General features: G+C 31.7%; 15 protein-coding genes and 1 other annotated feature. Of the genes, 1 reads left to right on the top strand and 14 read right to left on the bottom strand.

The annotated features are described in order from the left end of the window. Positions 1 to 9: 9 nt before the first annotated feature. From KTQ83_RS08215 to KTQ83_RS08205, 3 genes are all read right to left on the bottom strand, one after another. Positions 10 to 948, bottom strand: coding sequence for a tyrosine-type recombinase/integrase (locus tag KTQ83_RS08215; protein ID WP_217285036.1), 939 nt, complete (start codon positions 946 to 948; stop codon positions 10 to 12). Beyond that, positions 945 to 2,162, bottom strand: a complete 1,218-nt coding sequence (locus tag KTQ83_RS08210) for a tyrosine-type recombinase/integrase (RefSeq protein WP_117926822.1) — start codon at positions 2,160 to 2,162, stop codon at positions 945 to 947. The genes KTQ83_RS08215 and KTQ83_RS08210 overlap by 4 nt, the downstream gene beginning before the upstream one ends. A 144-nt stretch (positions 2,163 to 2,306) precedes the next feature. Next, entirely contained in the window at positions 2,307 to 4,919 is a 2,613-nt protein-coding gene (locus tag KTQ83_RS08205) for a valine--tRNA ligase (RefSeq protein WP_186999792.1), read from the bottom strand. 39 nt (positions 4,920 to 4,958) lie between these two features. Beyond that, positions 4,959 to 5,152 (bottom strand) — a binding site (T-box leader). 101 nt (positions 5,153 to 5,253) lie between these two features. On the opposite strand from KTQ83_RS08205, the gene KTQ83_RS08200 reads away from it, so the two are divergent. Further along, positions 5,254 to 5,475 (top strand): hypothetical protein, encoded by a 222-nt coding sequence (locus KTQ83_RS08200; protein WP_117572451.1) that lies wholly within the window; start codon positions 5,254 to 5,256, stop codon positions 5,473 to 5,475. A 217-nt stretch (positions 5,476 to 5,692) separates the two neighbouring features. Here the strand turns inward: KTQ83_RS08200 and KTQ83_RS08195 are convergent, their stop codons facing one another. From KTQ83_RS08195 to KTQ83_RS08145, 11 genes are all read right to left on the bottom strand, one after another. Continuing rightward, positions 5,693 to 6,421 (bottom strand): DUF3226 domain-containing protein, encoded by a 729-nt coding sequence (locus tag KTQ83_RS08195; protein ID WP_117924592.1) that lies wholly within the window; start codon positions 6,419 to 6,421, stop codon positions 5,693 to 5,695. Beyond that, the gene (locus KTQ83_RS08190) at positions 6,421 to 7,512 is read right to left on the bottom strand and encodes an AAA family ATPase (RefSeq protein WP_217256136.1); all 1,092 of its coding nucleotides are present in this window, start codon (positions 7,510 to 7,512) and stop codon (positions 6,421 to 6,423) included. Before KTQ83_RS08190 ends, KTQ83_RS08195 begins: the two co-directional genes overlap by 1 nt. Before the next feature lie 95 nt (positions 7,513 to 7,607). Beyond that, positions 7,608 to 8,327, bottom strand: coding sequence for a hypothetical protein (locus KTQ83_RS08185; protein ID WP_217256135.1), 720 nt, complete (start codon positions 8,325 to 8,327; stop codon positions 7,608 to 7,610). Positions 8,328 to 9,032: 705 nt separating this feature from the next. After that, positions 9,033 to 9,326 (bottom strand): HIRAN domain-containing protein, encoded by a 294-nt coding sequence (locus KTQ83_RS08180; RefSeq protein ID WP_217256134.1) that lies wholly within the window; start codon positions 9,324 to 9,326, stop codon positions 9,033 to 9,035. A 45-nt stretch (positions 9,327 to 9,371) separates the two neighbouring features. Beyond that, positions 9,372 to 9,737 (bottom strand): DUF2752 domain-containing protein, encoded by a 366-nt coding sequence (locus tag KTQ83_RS12730; RefSeq protein WP_217256133.1) that lies wholly within the window; start codon positions 9,735 to 9,737, stop codon positions 9,372 to 9,374. Beyond that, positions 9,718 to 10,656, bottom strand: coding sequence for a GYF domain-containing protein (locus KTQ83_RS08170; RefSeq protein WP_217256132.1), 939 nt, complete (start codon positions 10,654 to 10,656; stop codon positions 9,718 to 9,720). The genes KTQ83_RS12730 and KTQ83_RS08170 overlap by 20 nt, the downstream gene beginning before the upstream one ends. 113 nt (positions 10,657 to 10,769) lie before the next feature. Next, positions 10,770 to 12,614: a polysaccharide biosynthesis protein gene (locus tag KTQ83_RS08165; protein WP_117924603.1), complete on the bottom strand. Its 1,845-nt coding sequence runs from the start codon at positions 12,612 to 12,614 to the stop codon at positions 10,770 to 10,772. Between the two features lie 91 nt (positions 12,615 to 12,705). Continuing rightward, complete coding sequence (locus KTQ83_RS08160) at positions 12,706 to 14,457, bottom strand: LCP family protein (protein WP_217256131.1); 1,752 nt, start codon at positions 14,455 to 14,457, stop codon at positions 12,706 to 12,708. A 94-nt stretch (positions 14,458 to 14,551) separates the two neighbouring features. Continuing rightward, the gene (locus tag KTQ83_RS08155; protein ID WP_117924607.1) at positions 14,552 to 14,914 is read right to left on the bottom strand and encodes a hypothetical protein; all 363 of its coding nucleotides are present in this window, start codon (positions 14,912 to 14,914) and stop codon (positions 14,552 to 14,554) included. Between the two features lie 65 nt (positions 14,915 to 14,979). Then, complete coding sequence (locus KTQ83_RS08150; RefSeq protein WP_217256130.1) at positions 14,980 to 16,485, bottom strand: LCP family protein; 1,506 nt, start codon at positions 16,483 to 16,485, stop codon at positions 14,980 to 14,982. A 62-nt stretch (positions 16,486 to 16,547) separates the two neighbouring features. Then, positions 16,548 to 17,909 carry an exopolysaccharide biosynthesis polyprenyl glycosylphosphotransferase gene (locus KTQ83_RS08145; RefSeq protein WP_217256129.1) on the bottom strand — a complete coding sequence of 454 codons (1,362 nt, stop codon included), beginning with the start codon at positions 17,907 to 17,909 and terminating at the stop codon, positions 16,548 to 16,550. Positions 17,910 to 18,103 lie beyond the last annotated feature (194 nt).

The raw sequence follows: 18,103 nt of genomic DNA, 5'->3' as shown, positions 1-18,103 counted from the left end.
CATTAGAATTTAAAATTTATCTATTTTATGAGTCCTTTTTCTTGACGTAGTACCATTTGAATTTTTTAATCTATCGGGTAATAAATGGATATAATATGCAGTTTCTTCAAAACTAGAATGTCCCATATAGGAACTCATATATGGCAATATATTATTTAAATCTTTTCCTTCATCAATAAATTTCATCATGAGTGTTGTAGCAAAACGATGCCGTAAATCGTACACTCTAACTCTAGCTGTATTAGATGGGTCTTTAACTTCTTCCCATAATTTTAAAAATTCTGTTCTGAGCCAAGTTGATTTATAACAATCAAATTTAGGCGAACTAAACAGATAAGGGCTGTTCATTTCAAATAAAGAAGCCTTTCTCATATAATCTTTGATCATTTCAGAAATATCATCAGATATCGGTATGATTCTCTCCTTATGTGTTTTATTTTTTCTTATGAAAATCGTTTGATTGTTTAAATTGATGTCACTTATCATTATTTCTCTTCCTTCGTTAGGCCTAAGTCCACAATAAAAAATCAAACGATAGATAATAGATATAACGAGTTTCTTGTATGATTTAGGATCTTGAATACTAATTCTAATAGCTATATTAAATAAGTCGCTAAGTTCCTGGTCAGTGAAAATATACGGAACATATCGTTCTGTTTTAGGGGTAAAACTCGTATCTAAAATAAACTCACAAACACCTAACGAATAGACAAATATAGTAAACTGTCTGAGATTAGACATCCTTGTTTTGAAACTATAGCTTTTTTCATTAGATCTTGTGATGCACCAAGGAAAAACCATTTCCTTGGTGATGATTATTTCATTTGGATAAGTATTTCTAAGATATCTTGAAAAATCCTTTATATAGTATCCTGGATTTCTGATGTCTAAGCCAAGACTACTACGATATTCAAGATAATCGTCCGTATATTCCCAGCAATACTTCATCGTTCATCACCTATTACATCATTAAAACATAGTGTGCATTTTCTTAGACCTTCTACATCTAAATCAATATATTGTCTAGTTGATTTTAATGATTGATGGCCAAGTATTTGAGATACGGTATAAACAGATTGATTAGCCTTTATCATTTCTGTCGCAACCATTCTTCTAATCCCGTGTATTGTATTTTTACCACCAACCGTTACGCCTGCATTCATAGCTCTTCTTCTTAAAATATTATTTATCGATACGCCACTATTAAATCCTTGAAATGGAGCCAAAGATCTAATGAATAGCTTGTCAGATTTAGTGCAAGGTCTTCCATTCAAAACATAATCAGCTAATGCTCCACAAATATTATCATTAAGCGGCAATTTTAAGTAAGAATTGTTCTTTCCTTGAATGATTACGATTTCTTTATTTTTCCAATCAATATCAGAAATTCTAATATTAATGATATCTCCGGCTCTAATCCCTGTAGTGCAAGCTAATACGATAATTGCGTAATCTCTTTTACCCATGGCACTGTTTCTATCAACTGTATCTAGAATCTTCGCAATGTCGTTTACATCTGCGGCTTTTCTAATTTTTTCGTTTTTCACTCTATTCACCTTTATCAGATGTGAAATATCATCAAAAACAAGATTATTATCAACAAGACTTCGCATATATTTAGATAAGGCAGTAGCTACTTTATCAATAGTTCCAGGCGAAACTAAAGATACAATTTTTATGAACGATATGATGCACTCATAAGTTATGTCCTGATATGTATAAATTCCATTTTCTATCAAAAAATTCGAGAATTTATCAAGTGTCTTTTTTTCGAAGTTTATATTACGAAGATTTAAATCTCTAGTTTGAATATAGCGGTCAATGGAATCGGTAAAAAAATTAGTAATTGTGTTATCGTTTGACATTTTAAACTTCCATTCAAAACGTCCTGTTTCTACTACTTCTTCAAGAATTTTCAGACCTCTTAAACGTTTATTAAATGTGCTTTTACTAAATTGACCTGTTTCTAGGTAAGATTGATATATTTTTTCAATCTCTTCGTTAACAGATCTGTCATAATAATCTTCTCCAACTCGTTTATATTCTATTAGAATTGGATTGAAATGAGTTTCACGATACTGTTCTTTATAAGTATCATTTCCTAATGCATCAAAAAATGCATTCATAGCTGAATTAATAGCTTCAGTTATCAGTACTTTCATTATGATTACCTCCTGAAGCCATTATAAAAAAATTATCCCGAATTTTACTTGATTTTCTATAGTGAAAACCTGTTTTTCGGGATAATACATAATTCGGGATAAGTTCAATGGGAGGGGCGATAATTTTATCCCTCTACCCTATTACTATCCTAATTTCTTAAGGATGTTATCTAATTGTGCTTTCGTCATTTCTAGCTTTTCTGTGTAAGATGCTAGTTTTTCTTTTTCTGCATTGACTTTAGCTTCTGGTGCTTTATTGACGAATCCAGGATTTTTCAACATACCTGAACAACGTTTGATTTCGTTTTCTAGGCGTGCAATTTCTTTTTCTAGTTTTCCCTTTTCTTCTTCTAAGTCAATTAGTGCATCCATTGCGACTGTTAATACAGCTTTTTCGATTGTACGAGAAAGTACGTCTTCTGTATTTAGGTCTTCTTTGACTGTGGCGTGTGCCATGCGTGCTAGGATGGCAGTTGATTCTGTATTTAGTGCTACATAGCCATTGTCGTTGTGTAGTGAGATTGTTAAGTCTTCACTTGGTTTCATTGCGTATTCGACTTTGATTTCACGTACAGTTTGAATAGCACTGATTACTAACGCCATTTCATCTTTTTCTTTATCTGTGTATTCGAATTCAACTTTTTCTGGCCATGTTTCTACGTTTAAGCTGGCTTTTTCGTGTGGCAAGTTCAAATAGATTTCTTCTGTCACAAATGGCATGAATGGTGATAATACTTTTAGAATTCCCATCATGACTGTGTATAGTACAGCTTTCGTATTAGCTACTAGGCTTTCGTCTTCTGAGTATAGTGTGGCTTTTGATAGTTCAATATACCAGCTGCAGAAGTCGTCCCATACGAAGCTATATAGTTCGTTTCCTACGATGGCTAATTCGTATTTGTCCATATTTGTTGAAACGTGGTCTAATACTTCGTTAAAGCGTGCTAGAATCCATTTGTCTACGCTATTTGCTTTTGACATGTCTAGTTCTGGTTTTGTGTCACCAATTTGCATTTGAACATAACGAGCTGCGTTCCAGATCTTGTTAATGAAGTTCCAGCTTGCGTCCATCTTCGTTTCATCAAAACGTAGATCTTGTCCTGGTGTTGAGTTTGTTGTTAAGAAGAAGCGTAGTGCGTCAGCACCTTTTTCTTGAATCACATCCATTGGATCAATACCATTTCCTAATGATTTAGACATCTTGCGTCCTTGTGTATCACGTACAAGTCCGTGGATCAATACGTCTTTGAACGGACGGTTCTTCATGCAGTAGCGTGTTTGGAAAGCCATACGTGCTACCCAGAAGAAAATAATGTCATATCCAGTTACTAATACATCATTTGGGAAATATCTTTCTAGATCGGCTGTATTTTCTGGCCAGCCAAGTGTTGAGAATGGCCATAATGCACTTGAGAACCATGTATCTAATACATCTTCATCTTGTGTCCAATTTTCAATATCTTTTGGATCTTCCATTCCTACATAGATTTCACCTGTTTCTTTGTTTGTCCATGCTGGAATTCTGTGTCCCCACCATAACTGACGAGAAATACACCAATCTTCAATGTTTTCTAGCCATTGTTCAAATGTTTTATTGAAACGTGGTGGTACGAAGTTAATTCTTTGATCTTCGATTTCTTGGTTCTTTAATACTTCTTCAGCCAATGGTTTCATCTTCACAAACCATTGTTTACTTAAGTATGGTTCTACAATTACGCCTGTTCTTTCGGAGTGTCCTACTTGGTGTAAGTGTTCTTCAATGTGATCTACAACACCCGCTTCTTTAAAGTCGTTAACTAAGGCTTCACGACATTCAAAGCGATCCATACCTGCATATTTACCACACATATCATTCATTGTTCCATCTGGATTCATACAGATTGGCATTGGTAGGTTGTATTTTTTAGCTAATGCAAAGTCATTAGGGTCATGGGCCGGTGTACATTTCATAACAGCTGTACCAAAACTCATGTCAATATAATCATCGGCCATGATTGGAAGTTTGTCTCCGTTGGCAGGGTTAATGGCGTGCATTCCAACGATGTCTTTATATCTTTCGTCATCTGGGTGTACAAAGATAGCTTGGTCGGCAAACATAGTTTCTGGACGTGTTGTCGCAATCACTAATTCTTGTCCTGTTTCAACCACTTTATACTTGAAGTAGTACATGTGTCCCATGATTTCTTTGTGTTCAACTTCGATGTTTGACAATGCAGTTTTAGCTTCTGGGTCCCAGTTGATAATTCTTTCACCTTGATAGATTAATCCATCATTGTATAAATCTACAAAGACTTTACGAACGGCTTGAGATAATCCTTCGTCTAATGTAAAGCGTTCACGACTATAGTCTAAAGATAATCCTAACTTAGCCCATTGGCTACGAATAGTCGAAGCATATTCTTCTTTCCATTCCCAAGCTCTTTCTAAGAATTTTTCACGACCAATGTCATAGCGAGAAATTCCTTCTGATTTTAAACGAGCATCTACCTTTGCCTGTGTCGCAATACCCGCATGGTCCATTCCGGCTACCCAACATACATCATAGCCTTTTAATCTTTTATAACGACATAAAATATCTTGTAATGTTGTATCCCATGCATGTCCTAAGTGTAACTTTCCTGTTACGTTTGGTGGAGGGATCACAATACAATATGGGCGTTTAGACAAGTCGCCCGCTGTGAAATATCCTTTTTCAATCCAATTTTGGTATTTATCATTTTCTACTGCTAAATGATTATACTTTGCTTCCAACGTCATCCACAATCATCCTTTCCGTACATATAAAAAAGCACATCCCCATAGGACGTGCTTGACGTGGTACCACCTAATTTTATTCTCATTCACATTAACGCTGTGTCACGAAATTTACTACTCTTAATTCATAAATTCAACTCAAAGACTACCTTCACTTATCCAACACACAAGCTTTCACCAAACGCTTGCTCTCTATAGAATTGGCATAAACTACTCCTTCTTGTCATCGCTTTGAATTTAGTTTATCAAAGAAAAAGTAAAAACTCAAATCATTTTGAAAAATTAGTTGTTTTATTCTCTACTTTACTATATGATGATTAAAGAAAGCGGTGTAAACATGGATAATCAATTATACAATCAAATCAAAGCTGTTCATGAACAATATATTAAAGAACAGAATCGTTTAGAAGACGAAATCGATAGACTAAGACGAGAAATCGTTTGTCTGGATAATGAAGACGAAATTGAAGCGTTAAATAAACTCGTTAAAATCGATGATATTAAGCGTAAGATGGTTGTAGAATTCATTCATAGTTTAGATAAGATTGTAGAACAGTAACTCTACAATCTTTTTTTAAAATTCTCCATTTTTATTATATATTCGTCAGCAGTTTATTTGTACCACCTTTAAATTTGACGCTTACAATAGTTTTACTGCAATAACCTCTTGTCAACAACTCATCATTGTTATACTACACTCATTGGGATCGCCATATTGATTATGGTAAAAAGCACTCATACATAAACGTATGGGTGCCCTTTTAACATTATACTTACTACAATTCACTCAATTTAGAAAATATTGTATTTATATATGCATTCTCTTCCCAGGGAAAACTATTGAAAATGTGTTGTCTTTCTCTATAGAAGTCTTCAGGTACACGAATTGAGAAATAAATATTAAACCATGCTTTTAGTTTATCTCTACGCCTTTTCATATATAGAACTTTTGGATCTATTTCATCTACAAATGATTTACTCTTGTCAATAATTGTTTTATCATACGCATCTTTTTGAGCAATAGAATCTAATAACACCGTTTCAATTGCACCGTTTTCAGATAGCGGAATAACTAATAGTAGAAACTCAACTGTGAATTCTTCTTCAATAGAATTAATAAAGCAAACTTTACACCATTCATTATTAACTATTGTATCGACTATTTTTCCATGTTGTTCACTGATGATTCGATTCATTTCATTTAAAAAATATGTTTCCGTATGATCATCATCTCGATCTGTAACAATCACAATTTTTCTATAAGCTTCTTCTATAGAACCCATCCAATTGCTTTTTAAAACATTTTCTAACATCGGAATTAAACGACTACAACTACCATCATGGCCAATCATTACATTATTCTCATTCTTTTTTAAGATTCGATTCCAACGCATAAATTTAATGTTAGCTCTGGAGTTTCCATCTTGCCAATGATGCACCGTTTTAAGATAGTATTGAATAAATAGGCAATCCGTTAAGCCTTCACATAAAATAACAGATTTCATTATCGTACCTCAATATCATAATCATCCATGGCTTCAATTGCTTCATAGCAAGATAATTTTCTTGTTAATGTAGAATCATCCTTCTTATATAAAGTGTAAAGATTCATTTTATCTTGCAATGTTGGATCACACTTTAAAACTTTATCAATTGCCTCTTTACTATGCGATGTAATGAACAATTGAATATTGAGTTTTACAGCTGTACTTAATATCCATGAAAATATTTTATTCATAGCTGAAGTATGAATCGAAGTTTCAAACTCATCAATCAATAAAATTCCGTTTTTTGATGCAATTACTGCACTCATTAATAAGATGGCTTTTTTCATACCATCCCCATACAATTCTAAAGGAATCGCTTCTTTATGATTTTTTGAAAGAATCATATACCTTTTTCTCCAAGCTGAATTTCCTTTTGAATCCACATTCAAACCGATTATATCCTCATCAAATTCTATCAATACGCCCAACATCTCTTGATATAATTCCACATTGTTCAAGACTTTACTTAAATAAAAATCATCATAAACATGTTTAAAAGACGATACTAAAGTGGTATTAATTAATTTCGTTTCCTGTTTTCCATTTGTAGCAAAACGATCATATTCAGAGTACTTTTCATTCAATAGTTCTTGACCATCTAAATCAATTTTTAAATTCATAAACTCCGTATCAATCATTTCATCACATTCACGAACTTTATTACTATACCCCATCATCTTACGCACTTCGCTATCCGATAATAATTCAAAATAGTTCTCTTTAAAAAGATTAACACTATGTGTCTTATTCTCTAATTTAAAACTATATTCAATTTTGGAAACTACCTCTTCATCCACCGGAAACAAATAATTCACTCTTTCAAATGTTGAAAAACTAGTCCTAACCATCCCTCTTACACTTCGAGTCGTAGAATATGCAAGATTTCGAACACTATCAATTCCTTTAAGAAAATTAATATTCTCTAATAAGCTCGTTTTTCCAGTATTATTATCACCAGTAATTATGTTAATATGATTCAAATCTTTTAATTCAAGATTATGAATACCTCTAAATCGGTGTATATCAAATTCTTGTAGATGAATTGCCATTATAAAACTCCTTTCATTTTTTTACTCTCTTCCTTAGTCATTCCGTTATCATAACTAATTATATAATATTATATTATTACCTTCCCCTTCAATATTTATCCTAACGTTCCATTTAATGAATTTGAATACTCTTGCAATGCCTCATTATATTTACGTTTATTACGCATGTGTAATTCATTGCTAAAAAAATATAAATTTGTTAATTCATCATATATGTATCCATTTATATAAAGTAAAAATCTAGCAAATTCTTTATCATCTAAATCAAATTCATACATAAATACATCAATTGACCATACCTTCTTTTCACAAATAAACTGGTTGACATATTCATTATCTACAGGTGGAAAAACTCCATCTGGTATATGTAAAAATTTTTTGCTTATATAAGAAATTACTGATTTTCCTAAATTAAAAGAATCAACCATTGTCACAATAAAATCCATTGTAGTATACGCACCATTGATAACAGTAATCAAAAAACTCCAAAAGCTTTCAATTCCGCAAGCTCCAACTCCATCAGGTTTATACCATATAATTGAAGTTAAATTAAACTGATTTAAATACTCTTCAATTGTGCATTGTTCAACAGGCACAATCCATTTTACAATGCCATCCTTAACAATATATTTAACAGCTAAATAAACATTTTCTCCTCGCGTATAATGACATAAATTGTTTTCTTTATCAATACAATCCAAAGGATTCAATCCTAGTTCATTTAATAAATCTGCTAAAGTTGTTGTTTCACAATATTCAAAAATAAAATTTTGTAACTCTTCTCCACAACCTTTATACACTACCTCTATTTTCACATTATCATCCTCATTTCCATGATATTTTTAACTGATACATATCATACACTTATTTAATTTGCATTAAAAATTAAGCTTGTCTATTTTATCACTATCTATTAACCTATACATTTCGATCCGATTTGTTCTATCGTTCGTTTTGTTAAGACGATTTTTAATGCTATTTCACCAAAAGTGTACAAAGAGTTCTCTATTAATAATGAAATTACTTTTTTCTCTGTTTTATTTAAACCGACACTTTATACATTTTTCTATTTTTCAAGCATCTAACTCAATAACAGTAAATATAGATATGAGAAAATTATTAGTGCTGATACTTTTAATTTTATAAAAGTACATTATAAATTTGCGATTTCTTAAATCATATACAAAGGAATATTGACTAACCAATCTTCTTTTTTTTATAGTTCTACATTAAAGTACATGTGCGAGGATCTGGCTTAAACTTTTCATAATACGTTTTTAAACTCTTAGCTTTACTTCTATTGGAACAATCAAATCTTATGTATCTACCACAAATCAATTTTACAAGACACTCTATCATTTGTATAGTAATAAACTTATAAACCTACAACGTTTTTAATTCTTGGCAAACAAATTGCCCGGTTAACGTTCCTTTAAATCCAACAAATAATTGATTGAGTCCAGCCATACATCCAAGTAAACCCAGTTTGTACTTGTACATGAATTAGCCGAAGGAAACATTTATTCAATAAGTTCACAAATGATTCCTTTGTCTAATATGAATTTAACCTTACCACTCGCTTCTTCACTAATCTTATCATACAATCTTCCAGCACTATAGCTTTCTCCAAGTACTGTATAAGGACTATTGGCTACATAACCAATCTTTCCTAGTCCTGCAAGATTTACACTAATGGCTTCTTTATCATATTCATTATCTTTTTCTTTCTTTAAATAAACAATCATTTCTTTTTCTAGAAATGAATCGCCATAATAATGATGTAATCCTGTAACTGTAAAATATATGTTTGACATAAGTATGTCCTCCTTTATAATTTTAAGTTACACCATTAATTGACACTATGCGTGTCTAAATAATAAATAAATCAAATTATTTTTTGAATAGATCATTGGACTATTTGGAAAATAAAGAATCATACGGTATATATAATAGACAATCATGAGTGTACACCATATGATTAATATCATTTTTCTTTTCTCGGGTTTTAACAAGCATAGAACGCCACAAATTAGTGTTGGTATTAATAGAGCATGGTAATACAAAGATAATTGAATATTTCCTTTAAGAAGATAATACAGGCTTGTTTTCATGTTGCATCCTGGACATGGCAATCCTGTTATGAATTGAAAGGGGCATTTATAGAATAATAAAAGAAGGAATAGTAAGAGAACTATTCCTAAATATTTAGTCTTTTGCGAAATCATTAATATGACTCTGAAGGATGCAAAAGGATACTAATGATAATTGAAGTATAGATAATACCATTAAAACGATACTATCATCACTTGGATGATGTCCATTACTTCTTGTAAGACTAGATACCATCTTACCAGCCTTCCATAAGTAGTATAATAAGTAGATTCCACATGTCACAATGCTTAATACAACAACAAGTCCTGGTTCAGCACCTTTTTCTTGGTTTTGACTTTCACATAAATCATTTAAGTCATGTGCAATTGTATATAGCCAATAAATACTATAAATGAAACAAGTAACTAGACTTAATACTACACATAGTCCAATACTCTTTTCTTTTACAATTCCAGTAGTAAATGAAAAACTTGGTTCTACATGCACTTTTTCATTACCTGCAAGCTCGGTATTTTTTAATCTTTGCCAATCTTGCATGCCTGTTTTCCATACAAAACTATTTCCAGTTAATACACCACTATCAATAAATCCCTTCATGTCTGATTCACTAAAAGGACCTTTAGAATCATTATTCTCTACATAATACCAATCATTTGAAGACGATGTAGAAATAAATTCATTTAATTCCGTATTCTCTAGTCTTTCCCAGTCTTTCATACTTGCCTTCCAAACTAGAGTACTACCATTGATTTCACCAGAAGTAATCTTAGTCTTCATCTCTTCTATACTGAATGATCCTTTAGAGTCATTGTTCGATACATAGTACCATTCTTTGACTGATGTAGTTGATTCATTCTCATTTACTGATTCCTCATTATTTGTATCAACTTCAGATTCATTAACTTCTTCTTCAGTCTTATCTACTACTGTAACAGGTACAACAATATCTCCATCGACTTCTACCTTTGTTCCACAATTTGAACAAAATTTAGAATCATCACTTATTTCGTGCCCACAATTTTTACAAAACATATTCAATCTTCCTCTCGATTAATTCAATTATAAGATGAATACCTTCTTAACACAACTACTTAAGAAAAACTTAAGATTCAAAAACAAGCTAGGATTATCCCCAGCTTGAATAACTATTCTTTGATCATGTCCATTAATACTTCTTTGATTTGAAGTTTATCGTCTGTTTGATTCATTAATTCTTTGAGCTTATTTAATTTAGAATCTACTTCTTTTGAATCAATATCCATCTTTTCGTGTACAAAGATTAAATTGTTGTCTGTCTTATGACATTCTTCCATTTCTAGAGCTAATTCTTCAAACATCTTTTCTCCAGGACGTAATCCAATTTCTTGAATTTCAATATCTCTTCCTGGTACAAGTCCTGCCAAGCGAATCATTTTGTCAGCTAAATCCCAAATTCTTACTGGTTTGCCCATATCTAATACAAAGATTTCTCTTTCATTCGCATAGAAGCCTGCTTGTAGTACTAATTGAGCTGCTTCTGGAATAGTCATAAAGTAACGTTTAATGTCTTTGTGTGTTACAGTGACTGGACCGCCATTTTTAATTTGTTCTTTAAAGATAGGAATAACAGAACCATTAGATCCTAACACATTACCAAAACGTACAGCAGCCATATGAATACCACCCTTAGTATTTCTTGATTGCATATACATTTCTGTCATACGCTTAGTAGCACCCATTACGTTTGTTGGATTTACCGCTTTATCTGTTGAAATCATAATAAAACGAGATATACCACAGTCGCAACAAGCATCTATCACATTCTTTGTTCCAAAGATATTATTTCTAATAGCTTCTGTAGGACGATCTTCCATTAAAGGTACGTGTTTATGTGCTGCCGCATGATAAACTACATCCGGGTTGTAGTTTATCATAAGCTTATAAATTTCTTCTCTTTCACGAATGGAAACAATTAAAGATTCTAGTTGAATAGAATCATTCATCTGTTTCTTTCGTTTCATAACTAAGAATTCTTGTTTAAGCATATATAGTGCATTTTCATTAATATCCACCATAATCAATTTAGAAGGATTGAAATGAATAATTTGACGACACAATTCAGAACCAATAGATCCACCGGCTCCGGTAACACAAATTACTTTATTCGTAAGATAAGAACCAATCTGATCAACTTTTAAGTCAATGCTAGGACGGTTTAATAAATCCTTGATATCAATATCTTCAAATGAAATATGATTACTCTCGTCATTTCCAACAAAGATATGCATGATTTTTGTTGGAATAGAAGTGGATGTACATAAATCTAAGATTTCTTGTTTTCTTTCGTCACTCACAGAAGAAATTGTAATAAAGATACAATGAACATTGTTCTCTTGACAAATACGCTCTACTTCAGAAATCGTTCCAAGTACTGGTTTACCACTTAGCATAGTCCCCTTTTTCTTAAAGTCATCCAAGAAACCAATCACATTGTATGGATAGGCCATATTATGATAAATTTCATTCATCAATAAATATCCACCATTACCAGCTCCTACAATCAAACAATTATCCACTCTGTCCACATCGACTATATAGCGTCTTGCCATTCTATATAGCATTCTTGCCCCTAAAAGAAATATAAAACATAACAATTCAGCTAGTGCGATTAATTCTATACTAAATAGATCAACTTTTATAACGAAATAAGACATGATTAAAAAACACACAAAACAACTTAAAAATGTACGTATAATTTCATTTGGCCCTGTATATGTCCATAATGACATTTGTGTTTTAAACAATCGTAGAACAATAAAGTGTAGAAGCAACATGAATATTAATCCAAGACTTAACATCTTTGTCAGAGCGATTGTTTTCTCATTAATAAAGAAATTATTTTGAATCATGTATGCCACTAAATAAGAGAACATGACAATACATACATCAATGAGTGATATTAGAATTCCTCTATATTTTTGGTATATATTTGATTTGTATAAACTATTCATATGTTAAAAACCTCTTTTACATTTCTTTATTATAACTTAAAACATATAAAAAGTAAAAAAGCCATCTCTTTACGAAATGGCTAGTGGTATTCTATCCTGCATAATCCTCAGAATAATAATATTCTGCAGGTTCTTCTGGCTGATAGTAATATTCATCATTTTCCTCATAATAAGGCTCTTCATACGTATAATAATCTTCATCTGTTTCTTCACTATTGTTATTCATCTCAGCAAACTCTTGAGCATTGCCTACTGAATTATCTTCACTCGGTTTTTGAGAAAAACCAGAAGTATCTTTTACAGAAGATGCCTTTTTACCATCCAAAATAGCTTGAATCTTCCTTCTTGCGATTTCATTCATTTCTTCATTTTGAACAATGACTGAAGCATAGCCTGAAGAAGCATAACAGAATCTAGAATCTGAATCCCCCACAAGTGAATATGATTCAAATTTCCAATCCGGCATATTATTCAATTCATACTTGATAAAATCACTGATTTCATCATTCGATAAGTTTGTATCAAAAGCTACAGCCAATGCATCCATAAACTTACCATAGTTTGTGATCATCTTAGGTGAAATAATACGTTTGATAATAGCTTTAAATACTTTCTGTTGGTTACGAACACGCTGATTATCACCATCCAAATAGGCATGTCTTTCACGCGCAAAGGCTAATGCCGTTTCACCATCTACATGATGTTGACCAACACTTAAACCAGGTTGTCCATTCGCATATAGAATATCAACTTCTTCACCCTTTTGAATATCCAAATCAATTCCATCCAGTGCATCAACTAAGTTTACTACACTAGAGAAGTTAATACGAATATTATAATTGATTTTTATACCCAATGCTTTTTCAATCGTTCTTTCCGTACACTTCACACCCATTAAACCAGAATGCGTTAATTTATCCTTACTATCTTCAGGACAAGCATTATCCCCAGTTTCATCACATACTAAGTCAACATAATAATCACGAGGGATACTCGTCATTAAAATACGACCTGTTTTAGGATTTACCGTCAACAACATATTCGCATCACTACGCGTATTACTATCCTGTAAAGATCCATAAGAATCGTTGCCACTCACTAAAATAGTAAACGCATCTTTAGTAATATTTTTAACAGGATCACTCGGGTTATCTGTCTTGTCTACTTTTGTATATTCTACATTTTGGTAAATTGTTTTCGAATCCGTTTGAAAATTAAAATACGCCTCACTCTCATGTAGAATATCACGATACTTTTCATTTAAACAAATCGCATCGACTTTATCATCATAGAAAGCCGTCATTAAATCATCTAATGAATCATAATCCTTTGTCTTATAAGATATTTTCTTCTTATCTAAAGAATCCAACATACGCTTAGTAGCTTTCTTATCCACACTCAACATTGTACCAATTGTCTTTTTCTTCAAATTATTCTCGTTCTTGATTGAAGAAGCTTTCTTAACAACAATCGAAGTAGTTGTTGCCTTACTATCCGCAAGGCTTGTTACGACATCAAACGTATCCTTTGTCTTAAATAAGAAATAATTGCCATACGCAAGACCAATACACATGCATAAAGATATCAACCCAAATAGAAAACGACTAAAGAACTTCTTAGCCTTAACCCTCATTAAAATAGTCAGAATTAAAGCTAATAGTATAAACACCAATGAAACTAATATTATTAATTTAAAAGGCAATAAATTCAAACGAATCATTTGAAAAATAAATGCACCCAACGCAATAAACATAAATACAGTTAAAAACTTACTGATAGGACGCTTATTTTTCTTCTTTTTCTTTTTCACATTCTGTGAAAGTTTTACATCCTTTTTAGACATAACAAAATCTCCTATAAACTCTTTTTGTAGCTCACATTTATTTATTATATAATAAATGACCATGAGTTGGCAAATTCACACAAAGAGTGCGAGATTACATGAACCTTTCACAACGAAATGCAAAACCTTTAAATCCACCCTGTTTTGCTTCATACAAGTTCTTTTCATAGTTCAATAAATCAGCCTTATACTTATATTCCAATGCCTTCGATGAATAATCATTTAATACATCAAAGAATAACAGAAACAATCCAGCTAATACCAATACACAAGAAGCTAGTATTAACCAAACAACTGGAACAAGCAAATAAATAACATTCAAGATAAGAGCACCAGTAAAACAACAAAAAGTAGAAACAAGCAATCCTATATGACATCTATGATACTTCTTGCTTAGTTCTTCAAACTTACGAATATTCGTATGAATTCTATTTTGTATATAATCTGCAGTTTCCATAATAAACAACACCTCACAATGAAATTATACACCTACAAAACAAAAAAAGAGCAAGGAATATATCCTTACTCTACATCATCCGCTGATTTACCAGCAAGAACAGCATTGATTTTATTTTTAGCCGTTGTTACAGTACTTTGATCTGGAACCATTACATAAGCTGCATCACCAAGCTCAGCACACATTAATGTATCTCCAGTACCATTTACCATATATTGTTCCATTTTCCATTTTGGATTACTATTTAATTGATATTTAATCAATGATGAAATTTCATCATTTGACATAGTTGTTGAGAATGTATTTGACATACTATCCATAATAGAGGCATAGTTAGTAACAATTGCAGGACTTGTAATCTTATCAACAATACCCATTAAAACTTGTTGTTGATTCTTAGTACGTTGACGATCTCCTTCACTGTAAGCATAACGCTCACGAGCATATCCTAACGCTTGTTCCCCATTTAAGTGATTCACACCAGCATGTACACTTAATCCAGGAGCATGCATAAAATTACTGCATTCATAACCTGGTTCAACATTTACATCAATACCACCTACAGCGTCAACAATATCTGTTACCGTATCGAAACCTACTTTAAATGTATAGTTAATTTCAATACCTAAAAGTTTCTCTACAGTACGCTTTGTTGTGTTAGTTCCATGAACACCCGTATGCGTAATCTTATCTAATGCACCCTGTTGACATCCATCTGCCGCATCACAAGCTGTTTCGACATAAAAGTCACGAGGAACTGATGTTAATAAAATTGTTCCAGTTTTAGGATTTACAGTAGCGACCATAATAACATCACTACGTCCATTTTCGTCATATCCACCACGAGTATCTGATCCTGAAATCAATACATTGAATGGCGTATTTGTAATATTACTAACAGCTTTCGCTTTATCTGTATTTTCTACTTTATAAGAAGTCTGGTAAACAACTCGAGTATTACTATCAAAGTTTGCATAAGTTTCCATATCCGTAATTTGGCTACGACTAGACTCACTAATAACAATAGAATCTACTTCACCATTATAGAATGATTCAAGCATTTCAGTCATACTACCGAATTCTTTTTGTTCCATTTGTATTCCAGAATTAGTCAATTCCTTTAAAATCTTTTTAGAACCAACAGTATTAATATTTGCCAAAGTACCTACACTATGACCAGTAAGATCCGTTTTCTTTTTCATTTCACTGGATTCTTTAACTACAACACTCACTGTATTTTTAGAATGTTTAGCAACATTCGTCATACTTGAAAGTAGTCCACCAGTCTTTGACATATAATATCCGCCTAAACAAGATCCCAATGAAATTGACAAAGCGAAAATAATACAAATGATTTTAGATACAACACCCTTTGTTGCGAAGCACAACAATAAGATAAAAATTAAATCTAATAATACAAATACAATTGTCATTAAAAACAATAGTTTTGTAGGCAATACATTCAATTTAATAATGTTAAACAACAAATACATTGTTGCAGCAATCATTACAATTGAAAAAATAATCCCAAATACTTTTCCTATATTACTTTGTTTTTTATTTTTTTTCATAATAAAAATCTCCTATACGGTAAATATAATACAACAAATACAAAAAGCTCTCAAGCTTTGAATTACACGGCACCTTCGCCATAAAGAACTTGTTTCACTGTTTTAAATAATAAAGTAATATCCAACCAAAATGACCAGTTACGATAATAATATTCATCTAATAATAAACGGTGATCAAAATCTACCTCACTTCTTCCATGACTTTGCCACATTCCAGTAATACCAGGTTTACATGCGATGACATCATAATAATAGTCTCCCATATCCTCTTTTTCTCTTGGTAAATATGGGCGAGGTCCAATTAAAGACATTTGACCTAACAATACATTAATAAATTGTGGAAACTCATCCAAACTCTTTTCACGCATGAATTTTCCTGCACTTGTAATACGTGGATCATTCACTAATTTTTTATTTTTTGTATATTCCTCTCTAATTGCAGGATCCTTTTCCATTAACTCTTCAAGAATCTTATCCGCACCGAATACCATTGTACGATATTTAAACATTTTAAATTCTTTTCCATTTTTACCAATTCGATTCTGCGTAAAGAAAATAGGACCTTTATCTCCTTCTTTGCGATTTTTAATGAAGACAAAGATTGTCAATGGTATTAATAATAATAAACCACATAGTCCGGCACAAATGTCAATAATTCGTTTTAATGCATAAGATAAGAAATGTTCTAAGCCTCGAGAATTTGATATCATTAAGATCCCATCAAAATCTTCTACCTTTGTATCAAAAGTTACTAAGCCATTAACTTGAGGTAAATATTTAATTACTGCAACTTTATTTTTAAACACTTCAAATATCGCATTCAAATCATCACGATCTAATTCAGGAATAGCAATCAATACTGTATCAATATCTTTTTCTTTAATTACGGAACAAATTGAATCTAAATCATATGTTTTATTTATATCTACAATTTGCTCTTGTTGAACATACTTAATTCTGTTTGATTTATTACAATTCACAAATCCAACCACATCCAATAATGAATATCCATTACCTCTACATACATATTCTAGTTGCTCAGCTGTATGACCGATACCAACAATTAAAGTATTATGTTTAAACCATTTTCTAAATATTTTATGAGAATATCTAGAGTTACATCCTGCAAATACAAATAAAACACAAGTTAATAAAACGAATCCGAAGAATTTCTTAATCGTCCAAGTACTAATTGGAAAAACAAGAAAACTACCTATAAAAAAGCCAATATGACTTAATATGATTAATCGTATTTCATCATACATTAATAAAACTTTTCCTTGATATCTTCCAATCAATAATTGCATTAAAAAATATAATATACATAATTTCCAACACGTTTCCAAATCGTATCCAGAAAATTGTATAATAAACATAAAAAATACAAATTCAATCGTAATTTTTAAAGTTCCAATTCTAGACATAATATAACCCTTTCACTATAACTCAACTCATTCTACTAAAAAACAAAAAGCTCCTCTTTTGCAAATGGGTGGTAATCATTCGCTTATTTACTATGTTTAGAGCTCATTGCATCCCGATATCGCACTTTTTTTGGCGATAAAACTGCCATTTCAATAAATTTTAACACCTTATCATACTTGTCCTTTGGCTCATT

The sequence above is a fragment of the Holdemanella porci genome (assembly GCF_019052655.1).
Lineage (GTDB): Bacteria > Bacillota_I > Bacilli_A > Erysipelotrichales > Erysipelotrichaceae > Holdemanella > Holdemanella hominis.
This window is presented reverse-complemented; position numbering and strand designations above follow the sequence as displayed.